15 protein-coding genes are annotated in these 15,425 nt (G+C 68.9%); 9 read left to right on the top strand and 6 right to left on the bottom strand.

What is annotated here, in order from left to right:
• Window positions 1–235: energy transducer TonB (locus RWO33_RS14085; RefSeq protein WP_314105661.1), on the top strand; the 235-nt coding region annotated here is incomplete at its 5' end.
• Window positions 236–415: 180 nt separating this feature from the next.
• Complete coding sequence (locus tag RWO33_RS14080) at window positions 416–991, top strand: energy transducer TonB (protein WP_314105660.1); 576 nt, start codon at window positions 416–418, stop codon at window positions 989–991.
• A gap of 90 nt (window positions 992–1,081) precedes the next feature.
• Here the strand turns inward: RWO33_RS14080 and aroA are convergent, their stop codons facing one another.
• From aroA to RWO33_RS14060, 4 genes are all read right to left on the bottom strand, one after another.
• Window positions 1,082–2,389: a 3-phosphoshikimate 1-carboxyvinyltransferase gene (gene aroA, locus RWO33_RS14075; protein WP_314105658.1), complete on the bottom strand. Its 1,308-nt coding sequence runs from the start codon at window positions 2,387–2,389 to the stop codon at window positions 1,082–1,084.
• A gap of 81 nt (window positions 2,390–2,470) precedes the next feature.
• On the bottom strand, window positions 2,471–3,661 hold the full coding sequence (gene pheA / locus RWO33_RS14070) for a prephenate dehydratase (protein WP_314105656.1): 1,191 nt from the start codon (window positions 3,659–3,661) through the stop codon (window positions 2,471–2,473).
• Between the two features lie 52 nt (window positions 3,662–3,713).
• Complete coding sequence (gene serC, locus RWO33_RS14065) at window positions 3,714–4,799, bottom strand: 3-phosphoserine/phosphohydroxythreonine transaminase (protein WP_314105654.1); 1,086 nt, start codon at window positions 4,797–4,799, stop codon at window positions 3,714–3,716.
• Between the two features lie 97 nt (window positions 4,800–4,896).
• Complete coding sequence (locus tag RWO33_RS14060; RefSeq protein WP_145481698.1) at window positions 4,897–5,697, bottom strand: FHA domain-containing protein; 801 nt, start codon at window positions 5,695–5,697, stop codon at window positions 4,897–4,899.
• A gap of 120 nt (window positions 5,698–5,817) precedes the next feature.
• Here RWO33_RS14060 and RWO33_RS14055 point away from each other — a divergent pair, with 120 nt between their 5' ends.
• The 3 genes from RWO33_RS14055 to RWO33_RS14045 all read left to right on the top strand — a co-directional run bounded on the left by RWO33_RS14055 (window position 5,818) and on the right by RWO33_RS14045 (window position 7,881).
• The gene (locus RWO33_RS14055) at window positions 5,818–6,093 is read left to right on the top strand and encodes a polyhydroxyalkanoic acid system family protein (protein WP_314105652.1); all 276 of its coding nucleotides are present in this window, start codon (window positions 5,818–5,820) and stop codon (window positions 6,091–6,093) included.
• An 87-nt stretch (window positions 6,094–6,180) separates the two neighbouring features.
• Entirely contained in the window at window positions 6,181–6,672 is a 492-nt protein-coding gene (locus RWO33_RS14050) for a phasin family protein (RefSeq protein ID WP_145481696.1), read from the top strand.
• A 165-nt stretch (window positions 6,673–6,837) separates the two neighbouring features.
• Window positions 6,838–7,881, top strand: a complete 1,044-nt coding sequence (locus RWO33_RS14045; RefSeq protein WP_314105649.1) for a restriction endonuclease — start codon at window positions 6,838–6,840, stop codon at window positions 7,879–7,881.
• Window positions 7,882–7,911: 30 nt separating this feature from the next.
• Here the strand turns inward: RWO33_RS14045 and hutC are convergent, their stop codons facing one another.
• Together hutC and RWO33_RS14035 are read right to left on the bottom strand one after the other, a co-directional pair.
• Window positions 7,912–8,640 (bottom strand): histidine utilization repressor, encoded by a 729-nt coding sequence (gene hutC / locus RWO33_RS14040; protein ID WP_314105648.1) that lies wholly within the window; start codon window positions 8,638–8,640, stop codon window positions 7,912–7,914.
• Window positions 8,637–10,019 carry a formimidoylglutamate deiminase gene (locus RWO33_RS14035; protein WP_314105646.1) on the bottom strand — a complete coding sequence of 461 codons (1,383 nt, stop codon included), beginning with the start codon at window positions 10,017–10,019 and terminating at the stop codon, window positions 8,637–8,639. Before RWO33_RS14035 ends, hutC begins: the two co-directional genes overlap by 4 nt.
• 63 nt (window positions 10,020–10,082) lie before the next feature.
• Here RWO33_RS14035 and hutI point away from each other — a divergent pair, with 63 nt between their 5' ends.
• From hutI to hutU, 4 genes are read left to right on the top strand one after another with little or no spacing between them, the layout of a single operon-like run.
• On the top strand, window positions 10,083–11,282 hold the full coding sequence (hutI, locus tag RWO33_RS14030; RefSeq protein ID WP_314105644.1) for an imidazolonepropionase: 1,200 nt from the start codon (window positions 10,083–10,085) through the stop codon (window positions 11,280–11,282).
• Between the two features lie 23 nt (window positions 11,283–11,305).
• Window positions 11,306–12,847 carry a histidine ammonia-lyase gene (gene hutH / locus RWO33_RS14025; protein ID WP_314105642.1) on the top strand — a complete coding sequence of 514 codons (1,542 nt, stop codon included), beginning with the start codon at window positions 11,306–11,308 and terminating at the stop codon, window positions 12,845–12,847.
• Window positions 12,844–13,692 (top strand): N-formylglutamate deformylase, encoded by an 849-nt coding sequence (gene hutG / locus RWO33_RS14020; protein WP_314105641.1) that lies wholly within the window; start codon window positions 12,844–12,846, stop codon window positions 13,690–13,692. The genes hutH and hutG overlap by 4 nt, the downstream gene beginning before the upstream one ends.
• The gene (gene hutU, locus RWO33_RS14015; protein WP_314105639.1) at window positions 13,689–15,356 is read left to right on the top strand and encodes a urocanate hydratase; all 1,668 of its coding nucleotides are present in this window, start codon (window positions 13,689–13,691) and stop codon (window positions 15,354–15,356) included. The genes hutG and hutU overlap by 4 nt, the downstream gene beginning before the upstream one ends.
• The last annotated feature ends 69 nt before the right edge of the window (window positions 15,357–15,425 follow it).

Raw genomic sequence — 15,425 nt, 5'->3', positions numbered from 1 at the left:
GTCCTACCCGCCTGCCGCCCTGCGCAACGGGGTGGAGGGCAGCGTGGTGGTGCGCGTGGACGTGGACGCCACTGGCGTGCCGTTCAACGTGACCATCGTGCAGCGCAGCGGCTCGCGCGACCTCGACCGCGCCGCCACCGATGCGGTGCGCCGCTGGCGCTTCCTGCCAGCGCAGAGCAACGGGCAGGCCGTGGTCGGCAGCATCGAAGTACCGTTTGACTTCAAAGCGCGGTAGTCATCCACCGCTGGTGGGTACGCGGTGCACCGGTCATCGCGGCGTCAGCCTCGCGTAAAGGCACGGCTCATCATGCTGAACCACGCTGGCCATGCACGCGTGGCGTTGACGTACCGGTGACACACCTGAAACGCGGGGCGGGCAACACTGCGGGTGTCAACTCGACACCAGGAGTCCGCCATGAGTGTTACCCATACCCATGAAATCCCTGCTTCGCCGCAGCACCAGCGCGATGTGATCGACGACCCTAGCCGCCGGCGTACGTCGCCGCTGCTGTGGATCGCGCTGATCGTGGCGATGTTCGCGGCCGCGCTGGTGTGGCTGCGTTATGCCAATCCGGACGAAACGGCCAGTGCGCCGATCGGCGAGCGCATGCTGCCGGCAACTGAAACCCCCGTGGCGACGACGCCCACGCCCGCAACGCGCCAGGCTGCTCCGGCGATCACCCAGCGCCGTGCGGCGCCGGCGGTGCGCGACCGCGAAGCGCGACCGCTGAGCAGCAACGCCAAGCCGGTGTATCCGCGCTCGGCCCTGCGTAGTGGCGTGGAAGGCAGCGTGGTGGCCAGCCTCAACGTGGATACGCGCGGCCAAGTGACCAATGCAGATATCGTGAAGCGTAGTGGCGGCCGTGACCGCGATCTTGATCGCGCTGTGCTCACCACCGTGCGCGACTGGAAGTTCGAGCCGGCGATGCACAACGGTCGCGCGGTGGCCAGCGTGGTGCGCGTGCCGGTGGATTTCCGCACCGAACGGTAAAACCGAAAACGGCGGGGGAGCCGGGGAGCCGACCGAAAGGTCGGCTCTTTTTTTGTGGGTTCCGAGGGTGCGTCGGGCGTCCCGGTCTGGTCAGGACAGGTTGAAGCCGGCGCCCTTGGCGAGGCCATCGAAGTCCGGGAACGAGGTGGCGACGTTGGCGATGTCGTTGATGCGGACCTCGCCACTGCTGAGCTGGCCGGCGATGGCGAAGGCCATGGCGATGCGGTGGTCGCCGTGGCTTTCGATGGTGCCGCTGCCCAGGGTGTGGCCACCGTGGATGGTGGCGCCGTCTTCGGTTTCGTCCACCTGCACGCCCAGGCTGCGCAGGCCGGTGGCCATGGCGGCCAGGCGGTCGGATTCCTTGACCCGCAGCTCGGCCGCGCCGGTGACCACGGTGTTGCCCTGCGCCGCTGCGGCAGCCACGAACAGGGCGGGGAACTCATCGATCATGTCCGGTACCAGCGCTTCGGGAATCGCGGCGCCGTGCAGCGGTGCGTGGCGCACCACCAGGTCGGCGACGGCCTCACCGCCCTGCTCGGCATGGTTTTCCTCGCGGATGTCGGCGCCCATCAGGCGCAGCGCGGCCAGCAGGCCGGTGCGGCGCGGGTTCAGGCCGACCTGGCGCAGGCGCAGTTCGGAGCCGGGAATGATGCTGGCGGCGACCAGGAAGAACGCGGCCGAGGAGAAGTCGGCCGGCACTGCGATGTCGGTGGCGCGCAGGCGCTGGCCGCCACGCAGGCGAGCCTTGCCCGGCGAGAAGGTGATGTCCACGCCAAACGCGCGCAGCATGCGTTCGCTGTAGTCGCGGGTCGGGTGCGGCTCGGTCACCGAGGTCTCGCCCTGCGCGTACAGGCCGGCCAGCAGCACCGCGGATTTGACCTGGGCACTGGCCACCGGCGAGGCGAAGTCGATGCCGTTCAGCGGCTGCCCGCCGTGCACGCGCAGCGGCGGGGTGCCGTCGGCTTCGGTGTCGATCCGGGCGCCCATCTGCGCCAGCGGACCGGTCACCCGGCGCATCGGCCGGCGCGACAGCGATTCGTCGCCGACCATCACCGAATCGAACGGCTGCGCGGCCAGGAGGCCGGCCAGCAGGCGCATGCCGGTACCGGCGTTGCCGCAGTCGAGCGGCGCGCTGGGCGCCTTCAGGCCATCCACGCCGACGCCATGCACGATGCGCTGCGACGGCGACGGCGTTTCGATGCGCACGCCCAGCTGCGAGAAGATCGCGGCGGTGGCGCGGGTGTCTTCACCTTCCAGGAAGCCGTCGATGCGGGAGACGCCGTCGGCCAGGGCGGCGAACATCACCGCGCGGTGCGACACCGACTTGTCGCCGGGAATGGTCAGGCTGCCCTGCAGGGGCTGGCCCTTGCGGGCGGTCCAGGAAGCGGAAGCGGTCATCGGTGGATCCTGTGCGGGGCCGCCGACAGCGGCAGCCGTGAATCGTAGGGCGATGGAGGGCGCAGCGGCGGCGCCCGGAACTCAGGGCACGGCGACCGGATAGGAGCCGAGCACCTTGATCTGTGCCGAGTGCGCCTCCAGTTCGGCCAACGCGGCCTGCATCGCCGCGTCGTCGATGTGGCCGGCCAGGTCGATGAAGAACCCGTACTCCCACTTGGCGTTGTGCGACGGGCGCGATTCGATGCGGTTCATGCTGATGCCGTGCCGGGCGAACGGACTGAGCACGTCGAACAACGCGCCCGGCTTGTCGTGGATGAACACCAGGACCGAGGTACGGTCATGCCCGGAGCTCGGGAAGAACTGGCGGCCCACCACGAGGAAGCGCGTGGTGTTGTCGGCATCGTTCTGGATCGGCTTGGTGACCACCTTCTTCAGGCCGTACACATGGCCGGCGCTCTCACCGCCAATGGCCGCGGCGTCGTCGGCGTTGCGTGCACGGCGCGCACCCTCGGCGTTGCTCGACACCGGCACCTTCTCGGCCTTGGGCAGGTTCGCGCGCAACCAGGACGAGGTCTGCATGAACGACTGCGGGTGGCCGTAGACGCGTTCGACGTCTTCCAACCGGCCGCTGCGCGACATCAGGTACTGCTGCACGCGCAGTTCGACTTCGCCGCAGATCTTCAGGTTGGAGGTGAGGAACATGTCCAGGGTGATCTGGATGGTGCCCTGCCCCGAGTTCTCCACCGGCACCACGCCGAAATCGGCGTTGCCCGCTTCCACTTCCTGGAACACTTCTTCGATGCTGGCCAGCGGCAGGCCCAGCGCCGAGCGACCAAAATGCTTGAGCACGGCCTGCTGGCTGAAGGTGCCTTCCGGGCCGAGGTAACCGATCTTCAACGGCTCCTGCTGGGCCAGGCAGGCCGACATGATTTCGCGGAACACATGCACCAGCACTTCATCGCTGAGCGGGCCTTCGTTGCGGTCCACCACCATGCGCAGCACCTGCGCTTCGCGCTCCGGGCGGTAGTAATCGACGGCGGCGGCGAGCTTGCCCTTGGCCTTGCCGACCTGGTGGGCGAACTGCGCACGCTCGGCGATCAGCGCCTGGATGCTGCGGTCGATGTGGTCGATCTTGGCGCGCACGTCGGACAGCACCGGTGCGGCGATGGCGGGCACGGCAGCGGCCTTGGTCGGCTTGGCGGCGCCCGGTGCGGTCTTGGCCGCGACGGGCTTGGCGGTGGATGCCTTGGGCTTGGCGGGTTTGATGGCCATCAGGGGTTCCAGTTGCAGTGGGGCGGCGGGCGCCCCGGTAAAGTCGGGAGCGTCAGCCGTTGCGCTGCTGGAAATCGCGCATGAAGGTGGTGAGCGCCTGCGCGCCCTCCACCGGAAGCGCGTTGTACAGCGAGGCACGGATGCCGCCGACCGCCTTGTGACCCTTCAGTGCCAGCAGGCCGGCGGCTTTGGATTCACTGACGAAACGCGCGGTAAGCGTCTCGTCGGGCAGGAAGAACGGAATGTTCATGCGCGAGCGCGCCGCCGGCACCACCTCATTGCGGTAGAAGCCGCCGGAGGCATCGATGGCGCCGTAGACCAGCGCCGACTTGGCCGCGTTGCGGCGCGCGAATTCTTCCACGCCGCCCTCGGCCAGCATCCACTTGAACACCAGCCCGGCCAGGTACCAGTTCCAGGTGGGCGGCGTGTTGAGCATGGAGTCGCGGGCGACGTGCGAGCGGTAGTCGAAGATGTCCGCGCGCGGCTGGCCGCTGCGCTCGAGCAGCTCGCGTCGCACAATCACCACCGAGACCCCGACCGGGCCGAGGTTCTTCTGCGCGCCGGCGTAGATCAGGCCGTAGCGCGAAACATCCAGCGGCTCGCTGGCGATGGAGGAGCTGAAATCGGCGAACAGCGGCACGTTGCCCACGTCCGGGGTGTCACGGAACTCGACCCCGTGGATGGTCTCGTTGGCGGTGATGTGCACGTAGGCCGCATCGTCGGACAACTGCCACTGGCTGCGCGGCGGGATGTCGTGGAAGCCGGTGGCTTCGCTGCTGGCGGCGACATTCACCTTGACGTAGGGGCTGACCTGCTTGATCGCGGTCTTGCCCCAGTGCCCGGTGAGCACGTAGTCGACGGTCTGGCCGGGACTGGCGAAGTTCAGCGCGAGCAGGGCCTGCTGGGTGGTCGCGCCGCCGGCCAGGAACATCACGGCGTAGTCGTCGGGGATGCCGATCAGGCGGCGCAGGTCGGCCTCGGCCTCGGCCGCGACGGCCATGAACTCCGGGCCGCGGTGGCTCATTTCGACAATGGAGGCGCCGGCGCCGTTCCATTCCAACATTTCTTCCTGCGCCTGGCGCAGGACCGATTCCGGCAGGGTTGCAGGGCCGGCACTGAAATTGAACGCGCGCGTCATGACACACCTATGGGGCAAGACCCCTAGTATGCCGCAGCGCACCAGCCTTTAGGCCTTGCTGCACAAGGCGAAATTGGTTGCGTTTGAATCTATCGGTTCAGCGCGCGCCGAACCAGAGCAGCAGGCTGATCAGCCCCGCCAGCAGCAGCGCGCTGCCCAGCAGCCACGGCCAACGGCTCACGCGCGCAGGCTTGGCCGGTGCTTCGACCGCGCTGGGCAGGTCGAGCAGTTCGTCCTGTTCGTCGCTGGCCACGCGCTTGCGCCCGTCGTGCGGCACTTCCAGCACGAACCGGTGTTGGGCGTCGAACACCAGCTGGTCGCCCGGCTGGAGCCAGCAGTGGCGCACGCTGACGCCATTGACCCGGGTGGATTCGCCCGCGCCCAGGTCGCGCAGCAATAGGCGCTCGCCGTGCCGCTCGATCCGCGCGTGTTGTTCGGCAAAGGCCGGATCGTCGATCACGATGTCCGATTCGGCCCCCCGCCCGATCACCCGCGGGCGGTCCAGGGTGAAGCTGCGGCCGTGGTGCTGCCCTCCCACGCCGCGCAGCAGGCGCTGGTCCTCGCCGCTGTCATCGCTGCGCGACGGCGCGTGGCTGAGCGGCTCGCAGCCGCCCTGCACCACCATTTCCACCCCGTCGGCATAGACCGCGTCGCCGGGCCGCAGCAGGGCCATGCGGCGTACCGGCCGGCCATTGACGTGGATGCCGCGCATTCCGGCGGCCACCTGCAGCCACAGGCCGCGGTCGTCCAGGCAGAACTGCGCCAGCAGCAGCGTGCCGGCTACGTCGCCGCCGAGCCGGACCCCGCCCGATGCGTGGCGCACGATGCGCTGCACCCCGGGCTTCAACGGCTGGTCGGGGTGTTGGCGATGAGTGAAGTGGACAAGCAGGTTCTGCACGCGGCGCAGCCTAACAGGTTGGCAGTCTGGGAAGATAGAAGTGTGACGCACTGCTTGGAGATCTGTCTGCGGATGCGCACAATGCACGCCCGTTTCCGCTACCGCCCGCCAGGAGCCCGCATGTCCAGCATCGATATCCGCCACGACCACACCCACAGCCCCGATGTGGCGCGCAGCGTGATCCAGGACATGCTGGCCAAGCTCGACAAGAGCTTCCCGCTCACCACCGAGTGGGTGGAGGATGCACTCAATTTCAGCGGTAGCGGGGTCAAGGGCCTGATCGAGCTGCTGCCCGGCCAGGTGCACGTGACCGCCAAGCTCTCGTTCCCTGCATCGTTGATGCAGAGCATGGTCGAGGGCGAGATCCACCGCGTCCTGCGCGAGAAGCTTGGCTGAACCATCCGCCCGGCACAGCCGGGCCATCACGCCGCGCAATCGACGGGCTGGGTAGGATCGAAGGGTGGCCACTCACAGGATCGCCCCATGAACGCACACGACGACTACGATGACCGCACCGGCGAGAAGCCCTCGCTGCAGGACCAGGCCGAGCGCTTTTCGCGCAGATTGACCGGCTCGGCACAACAGATCTGGCTGGCCGGGCTTGGCGTATTCGCACGCGCCCAGGCCGAAGGCAGCCGCGTCTTCGATGACCTGGTCCGGGAAGGCGAGTCGGTGGACGCGCGCAACCGCGAGCAGGCCGGGGACACCCCGCGCTGGCGCGACAACGTAGAGGAGCACCTGGGCGAGGCCCGGGAAAAGGCCGCCGGCACCTGGGACAAGGTGGAGAAGGCCTTCGACGACCGCGTCCAGGGCGTGCTCAAGCGGCTCAACATCCCGACCGCCGAGGATGTCGCTACGCTCAATGCCCGCATCGATGCGCTGACCACCCGGCTCAACCGGGCCGAGGCGCGCAACGCTTCGCCCAATGCCGACCCCCTGCCCGGCACCCACCAGTCGCCCAGCTCGGACGCCTGAGTTCGGATTGTTGCAAAGCAGCAAGCGTTTGTTGACAATCGAACCCGACCCGCCAATCGCGTCACTGCCGTTTGTTCCCTCCCCTCACGGCTACGGATTGGCGGGTTTTTTGTAGGTGGGCGCATATAGACTGTCGTCTGTACCCCGTGTTCATTTCTAGATCTCATGTTCTCCTGGATTCTGGCCCTCCTGCTGGCTCTTGTTGTCTGGTCCCTCGCTGCTGCCTGGTTCTGGCTGGTCAAACGCCGCCGGACGGAGACGCGACTGGGGCTCAACGCCTTGGCCGGGATGCACTGGCGGGACTTTTCCAGCATCGTCCGGCGCGCCCTGCACGAACAGCGCCAGCTGCAGGACATCACCGGCGAGCCGGATGACAGCCGCGAGCCCAGCAGCGATTTCCTGATGCAGGACGCCGCGCACCAGCGCTACCTGGTGTCCTGCAAGCACGGCCGGGCCTATCGGATCGGCACGGCGGCAGTGAACGAACTCGGCGCGGCCGCGCGCCTGGCCGGGGCCCGCGGGGGGATCCTGATCACCGAAGGCCGGGTCGAACGCGATGGCCGCGGCGCCGCGGAGAAGCAGAGCGTGGAGGTGCTGGACGGCACCGTGTTGTGGCCGATGCTGCAGCCCTACCTGCCCGGTGACGTGGAAAGCCGGGTCAAGCATCAGTCGCGGCGCGAGGCGCTGCGGCGCATTTCGATCGCCGCACTGGGCTCGCTGACCCTCGGGCTGATCGTGGGCATGGGCTATCTGACCACGCGCCTGGAGCAGGCCCCGACCGAGCCGCCTGTCTCGCCCGCTGCCGCCACCGCCCCGTCTTCGACCCCCGTCGCCGCACCACCGGAACCCACCGCACCCGCCGCCGACGCTGCAGGCACCCCGACTGCGTCACCGTCGCCGGCACCTGCGCCAGGCAGCAGCGACCCGGACGGCATTCTCGGCACCGTGGCCGATCCGGATGCGGAAACGCTCGCGCGCTACCAGCGTGAACTGGCCGCCCTGCTGGGGCAGCAGAGCGGTGTGCTCAATGCGTTCTGGCAGACCCGCCAGACCCTCGCGGTGAACCGGTCTGCCGAGATCGATGCGATCTGGCCGCAGATCTGCAGCCAGGTCAAACGCTACCCGGCGCTGCGCACGGTGCGCATCCAGCTCAACCCACGCCTGGGGACCGACGAACCGGTGCGCTGGCGGCAGTGCGCCACGTCGTAACAGGGGTGCCGGGCGGCGCCCGGCATCACGTCAACGTGCGCCGGGCGCGAATTTCGCCACCAGGTCCCAGGCATCGCCCAGGAACATCTGGCGCACGCAGGTGATCGGCTGTTCGCCCCGCCAGGTCAGCCGGTCGATGACCAGGCAGGCGGTGCCGGGCTTCACGTCCAGCAGCGCCGCCGCTGCGGCGTCGGCGCCCCAGGCACTGATGCGGTGCTGGGCCCGGGTCCACGACACGTTCTGCAGCAGCCAGCTGCCCGGCGCGGTGGTGGTGAAATCCACCTCCAGCACCTCGGGCACCCCGACCGGGCTGATCAAACGGTGTTCCAACGCGAACGGTCGGCCATCGGCCCGATGCAGGCAGCGGATCGCCAGCAGCTTCTGCTCTCCGGCAAGCGCCACTTCCTCGCTGGCGGCCGGGTTGGGGGCCCGATAGGCCCGCTCCAGCAACTGGTAACCGTAGACGTGGCCGCGCGCACCCACCGCCATGGCGATATCGGGAATCTCCAGCGCCACCTGCTCCAGGTGCGGGGGCTGCCGGGCCACGAACGAACCGGCGCGACGGCGACGTTCGATCATGCCGCTCTCGGCCAACGCGGTGAGTACCTTGTTGACCGTCATCCGCGAGCAGCCGTACAGCTCCATCAGCTCGTGCTCGTACGGAATGCGGAAACCGGGCGCCCATTCGCCGCTGAGGATGCGGTTTTCCAGATCGGCACGGATGCGCTGGTTGAGGGTTTCGGCTTTCTTGCCCGTCACTCGGAACTCCTCAACACGCCACGCAGGGCCTGGGCAAAACGCGCTGCCACGGCGTCGCGCTGCAGGTGGCGGCCGTGCCGGACCAGCTCGCGTCCGCCGCGCCAGACCGATCGAACGGCGCCATTACGGGCGGCGAATACCCAGCTGTCAAGCCACGCGTCACCGTCGCGGGCGATCAGCGCCGGGTGCTGCGGATCCAGTTCGACCACGTCAGCGGGCGCACCGGGCTGCAGGCCACAGCCCACGCCCAGCGCCTGCGCTGCACCGTGCAGGGACTGTTCGAACAGCCAACGTCCGCTGGATACCCCTTCCTGCGGCGCCAGCACGTTGCGCCCTCGCAGCTGCAGGCGCTGCCCGTACTCGAGCAGGCGCAGCTCCTCGGCGGCGTCGATCAGCACGTTGGAATCCGAGCCCACGCCGAAGCGGCCACCGCCGCGCGCGAACGCCTGCATCGGGAACAGGCCGTCGCCGAGGTTGGCTTCGGTGATCGGGCACAGGCCGACCGCGGCGTGGCTGGCCAGCATGCGCCGTACTTCGTCGTCGTCCACGTGGGTGGCATGGACCAGGCACCAGCGCGCGTCCACGGGTGCGTGTTCGTAGAGCCAGCGCACCGGGCGCAGCCCGCTCCAGGCCACGCACGCATCGACCTCGCGGGTCTGTTCGGCGATGTGGATGTGCACGGGGCCGGTGGTGAGTGGCAGCAGTGCGGCCAGCTCTTCGCCGGTGACCGCGCGCAGGCTGTGCGGGGCGATGCCCAGCACCGCATCGTCCTGCCCCCGCAGGGCCTGGTGACAGCCCTCCAGCAGTGCGGCAAAGCCGTCCACATCATGCAGCAGGCGGCGCTGCGCCGGGTTGGGGGGCGCGCCGCCGAAGTCGGCATGCGCATAGAACACCGGCAGCAGGGTCAGGCCGATGCCACTGCCCTGCGCCGCCGCCGCGATGCGCGCGGCCATCTCGGCGCGGTCCGCATACGGGCTGCCGTCCGCGGCGTGGTGCAGATAGTGGAATTCGCCGACGCGGGTGAAGCCCGATTCCAGCATTTCCACGTACGCCTGCTCGGCGATCGCCTGCACCGCCTCGGGCTGCAGGTTCGCCAGGAAGCGGTACATCAGTTCGCGCCAGCTCCAGAAACTGTCGCCGCTGCGTCCGCCGATCTCGGTCAAGCCGGCCATGCCGCGCTGGAAGGCGTGGCTGTGCAGGTTGCCCAGGCCGGGCAGCGCGATCGCCAGCGCGGTGTCGCCGGGCTGCGCGGGCATGCCGGCCTCCACCGACTGCACGGTAGGGCCGGCGCAGACGATGCGCACATCGCGCGCCCAGCCGTGCGGCAACAGGGCGTGGTCGGCGTGGAATGCGAGGACGGGGGCGGGGTTGGCTGGCATCACTGGACATCCCGGAAGTGGCGACTATATTGTATAGACATATACGCCGCCGTGGTTGCTGCCATGCACTGTGACACCCTCTGGACCCATGCCCACCTGATCACTGTCGATGGCCCTGGCCTGGGCGTGGTCCGCGACGGCGTGCTCGCCGCCCGCGATGGCCGCATCGTGCATGTCGGCCCGGCCGGTTCCGATGCGCACCTGCAGCCTGCCCGGCGGGTGGACTGCGGCGGCCGCTGGATCAGCCCGGGGCTGATCGACTGCCACACCCACCTGGTCTACGCCGGCAACCGCGCCAACGAATTCGAGCAGCGCCTGCAGGGCGTGAGCTATGCCGACATCGCGCGCGCCGGCGGCGGCATCGTCAGCACCGTGCGCGCCACCCGCGCCGCCAGCGAGGCCGAGCTGCTCGCCACCAGCCTGCCGCGGCTGGATGCGATGCTGGCCGAGGGCATCACCACGGTGGAGATCAAATCCGGATACGGCCTCTCGCTTGTCGATGAAACCAAGCAGCTGCGCGTGGCCCGCGAGCTGTCGCGGCAGCGCGCGGTCGAGGTGGTGCCCACCTTCCTCGGTGCACACGCGGTGCCGCCGGGGCGGCAGGCGCAGGAGTACATCGATGAGGTGTGCAACGTGATGATTCCGGCGATGGCCGCGCAGGACCTGGCCGAAGCGGTCGATGTGTTCTGCGAGAACATCGCCTTCAGCACCGCGCAGGCCGAGCAGGTGTTCGTGGCCGCGCAGGCGCATGGACTGGCGGTGAAGATCCACGCCGAACAGCTCAGCAACCAGCACGGCGCTGCGTTGGCTGCGCGGCATGGCGCACTTTCGGCCGACCACATCGAACACCTCGATGCAGACGGCATTGCCGCGATGCGTGCCGCCGGCACCGTGGCGGTGCTGCTGCCGGGCGCGTTCTATTTCACCCGCGACACCACCCTGCCCCCGATCGACGCGCTGCGCGCGGCCGGCGTACCGCTGGCACTGGCCACCGACAGCAACCCCGGCACCTCGCCGCTGACCAGCCCGCTGCTGGCGATGAACATGGCCGCCACGCTGTTCCGCATGACCGTGGAGGAGTGCATTGCCGGCTTCACCCGTGAAGCGGCGCGTGCGCTCGGGCGGCAGGACCGCATCGGCCGGCTGGCGGTGGGGCTGGACTGCAACCTCGCCGTGTGGGACATCGAGGCGCCGGCCGACCTGGTGTACCGCATGGGCTTCAATCCCCTGCACGCGCGCGTGATGCGCGGCGCTTCCGTCTGACTTTCGAGATGTCTGGAGATTCCATGAGCAACACCCTGACCCTGCAGCCCGGCGCGGTAACCCTGGCGCAATGGCGCGCGATCCATGACGGCGCACGGGTGCGCTTGGACCCGGCCTCGGCCGAGGCGGTGCAGCGCAGCGCGAAGACCGTGGCCGACATCGTGGCCAAGGGCGCGCCGGTGTACGGCATCAATACCGGCTTCGGCAAGCTGGCCAGCGTGCGCATCGAACGCGACGACCTGGAAACCCTGCAGCGCAATATCGTGCTCTCGCACGCGGCCGGGGTCGGCGAGCCGATGCCGGCGCCGGTGGTGCGGCTGATGATGGCATTGAAGCTGACCAGCCTGGCCCAGGGCGCGTCCGGCATCCGCCCGGCAACGCTGGCGCTGCTGGAAGCGTTCCTGCAGCACGACCTGGTGCCGGTGATTCCGTGCCAGGGCTCGGTGGGCGCATCCGGCGACCTGGCGCCGTTGTCGCACCTTGCCAGCGTGATGATCGGTGTCGGCGAAGCGTTCGTCGGCGGCGAACGGCTCAGCGCGGCCGACGCGCTGGCGCGCTGCGGCCTGGCACCGCTGGTGCTGGGGGCGAAGGAAGGCTTGGCCCTGCTCAACGGCACCCAGTATTCCACCGCCTATGCGCTGGCCGGGCTGTTCGCCATCAGCACCGTGTTCCAGGCCGCGCTGGTCACCGGCGCATTGTCGGTGGAGGCCGCCAAGGGGTCGGACACCCCGTTCGATCCCCGCATCCACAGCATCCGCGGCCAACGCGGCCAGATCGCCACCGCGGCGGCGCTGCGCACCCTGATGGAGGGCTCGGCGATCCGCGAATCGCACCGCGACAACGATGTGCGCGTGCAGGACCCGTACTGCCTGCGCTGCCAGCCGCAGGTGATGGGTGCGGCCTTCGACGTGATGCGCCAGGCCGCCACCACGCTGGCGATTGAAGCCAACGGCGTGTCCGACAACCCGCTGGTGTTCACCGACACCAACGAAGCGCTCAGCGGCGGCAACTTCCACGCCGAACCGGTGGCCTTCGCCGCCGACATGCTGGCGATGGCGATCTGCGAGATCGGCTCGATCAGCGAACGGCGTACCGCGATGCTGGTCGACCCGGCGCTGTCCGGCCTGCCGGCATTCCTGACCCCGAAGCCGGGGCTGAACTCCGGCTTCATGATCCCGCAGGTGACCGCCGCCGCGCTGGTGTCGGAAAACAAGCAGCGCGCCTACCCGGCCAGCGTGGATTCGATTCCGACCTCGGCCAATCAGGAAGACCACGTCTCGATGGCCGCGCATGGCGCGCGCCGCCTGCTGCAGATGGCCGAGAACGCGGCCAACGTTGTCGGCATCGAACTCCTGGCCGCCGCGCAGGGCTGCGACTTCCACGGTGGCCTGCGCTCCAGCGATGCGCTGGAAGCAGTGCGCCAGCGCCTGCGTGCGCAGGTGCCGACCCTGCAGGATGACCGCTACTTCCACCCGGACATGCTGGCCGCCACCGCGCTGGTGCGCAGCGGCGCGCTGGCCGAAGGGCTGGCGGACATCCTGCCGCAGGTGGAGCCGCTGGCATGACCGCCCAGCCGGACTGGCTGCAGGTGCATGAAGGTGATGCGCCGCTGATCGTCAGCTTCCCGCACACCGGCACCGAACTGCCCGATGCGCTGGCCGGCGATTTCGTGTCGCCGTGGCTGGCCCGCCGCGATGCCGACTGGTGGGTGCATGAGCTGTATGACTTCGCCCAGCGCCTCGGGGCGACCACGGTGCGTTCGGCGATCTCGCGGTCGGTGATCGACCTCAACCGCGACCCCAGCGGCGTCTCGCTGTATCCCGGGCAGAACACCACCGGGCTGTGCCCGCTGACCACGTTCGACAACCAGCCGCTGTACCACCCGGGCCGGGAGCCGGATGCCGACGCGATTGCCCAGCGCCGCGATACGTATTTTGCGCCCTATCACGCGGCGCTGGCCGCGCAGATCGCGCGCCTGCGCCAGCGCCAAGGCACCGTGGTGGTATACGACGCGCATTCGATCCGTTCGCATATCCCGCACCTGTTCGACGGCGAGCTGCCGCAGTTCAACCTGGGCACCGCGGGCCCGTCCGGCACGCCGGACACGTCCTGCGACAACGCGCTCAGCGACGTGGTGGAGAACCTGTGCCGGATCAGCGGCCTGTCACACGTGCGCAACGGCCGCTTCAAGGGCGGCTGGATCACCCGCCACTACAGCGACATTCCCGGCGGCGTGCACAGCCTGCAGATGGAACTGGCCTGCCGCGGCTACATGCACGAACCGGAGCAGGTGGACCTGCACAGCTGGCCCACCCCGCTCGACCCCGACCACGCGGCACCGCTGCGCCACACGCTGCAGCAGGTGCTGAACGCCTGCATTGAATTCGCGAACTCCCGGAGTGCTGCATGAGCCGTCACGATTCCACCCACACCATCATCGCCCCCACCGGCAGCACGCTCACTGCGAAGAGCTGGCTGACCGAGGCACCGCTGCGCATGCTGATGAACAACCTGCACCCGGATGTCGCCGAGCGCCCGCAGGAACTGGTGGTGTACGGCGGCATCGGCCGCGCCGCGCGTGACTGGGAAAGCTACGACGCGATCATCGAGACGCTCACCCGGCTGGAAGACGACCAGACCCTGCTGGTGCAGTCGGGCAAGCCGGTGGGCGTGTTCCGCACCCACGCCGATGCGCCGCGCGTACTGATCGCCAATTCAAACCTGGTGCCGCGCTGGGCCAACTGGGACCACTTCAACGAGCTGGATAAGAAGGGCCTGGCCATGTACGGCCAGATGACCGCTGGCAGCTGGATCTACATCGGTGCCCAGGGCATCGTGCAGGGCACGTACGAAACCTTCGTGGAAATGGGCCGCCAGCACTACAACGGCAGCCTGGCCGGCAGGTGGCTGTTCACGGGTGGCCTCGGTGGCATGGGCGGCGCGCAGCCGCTGGCCGCAGTGATGGCCGGTGCCTCGTGCCTAGCGGTGGAATGCCGCAAGAGCAGCATCGAGATGCGCCTGCGCACCGGCTACCTGGACACCTGGACCGACAACCTGGATGAAGCGCTGCGCCTGATCGAGGAATCGTGCACGGCGAAGAAGCCGCTGTCGGTAGGCCTGCTCGGCAATGTCGCCGACGTGCTGGAAGAACTGCTGCTGCGCGGGGTCAAGCCGGACCTGCTGACTGACCAGACCTCCGCGCACGACCCGGTCAACGGCTACCTGCCGCAGGAATGGACGGTGGAACAGTGGGACGAGCAGCGCGTGACCGCGCCGAAGGTGGTGGAGAAGGCCGCGCGCGAATCGATGGCCAACCACGTCCGCGCCATGCTGGCCTTCCACGCGCTGGGCGTGCCGACCGTCGATTACGGCAACAACCTGCGCCAGATGGCGCTGGAAGAAGGCGTCGAGGATGCGTTCGATTTCCCCGGGTTCGTGCCGGCATATATCCGCCCGCTGTTCTGCCGCGGCATCGGCCCATTCCGCTGGGCCGCGCTGAGCGGTGATCCAGAGGACATCGCCAAGACCGATGCCAAGGTCAAGGAACTGATTCCGGACAACCCGCACCTGCACCGCTGGCTCGACATGGCGGCCGAGAAGATAAAGTTCCAGGGCCTGCCGGCGCGCATCTGCTGGGTGGGCCTGGGCGACCGCGACCGGCTTGGGCTGGCGTTCAATGAGATGGTCGCCAACGGCGAACTCAAGGCGCCGGTGGTGATCGGCCGCGACCATCTGGACAGCGGCAGCGTCGCCTCGCCCAACCGGGAAACCGAAGCGATGGCCGACGGCTCCGATGCGGTCTCGGACTGGCCGCTGCTCAACGCCCTGCTCAACACCGCCAGCGGCGCGACCTGGGTGTCGCTGCACCACGGCGGCGGCGTGGGCATGGGCTTCTCGCAGCACGCCGGCATGGTGATCGTCTGCGACGGCACCGAGGCCGCGGCCAAGCGCATCGCGCGCGTGCTGTGGAACGACCCGGCCACCGGCGTGATGCGGCATGCGGATGCGGGGTATGAGATCGCGATTGAATGCGCGAAGGAGAAGGGGTTGGACCTGCCCGGGATTCTTCGCTGATCCATCCACGATCACCGTGAACCGGGTAGCGCCGGCCGTTGGCCGGACCACGCACTGTCTGGGCCGGCC

It is taken from the genome of uncultured Stenotrophomonas sp., assembly GCF_963519925.1.
GTDB classification, from domain to species: domain Bacteria; phylum Pseudomonadota; class Gammaproteobacteria; order Xanthomonadales; family Xanthomonadaceae; genus Stenotrophomonas; species Stenotrophomonas maltophilia_AE.
This window is presented reverse-complemented; position numbering and strand designations above follow the sequence as displayed.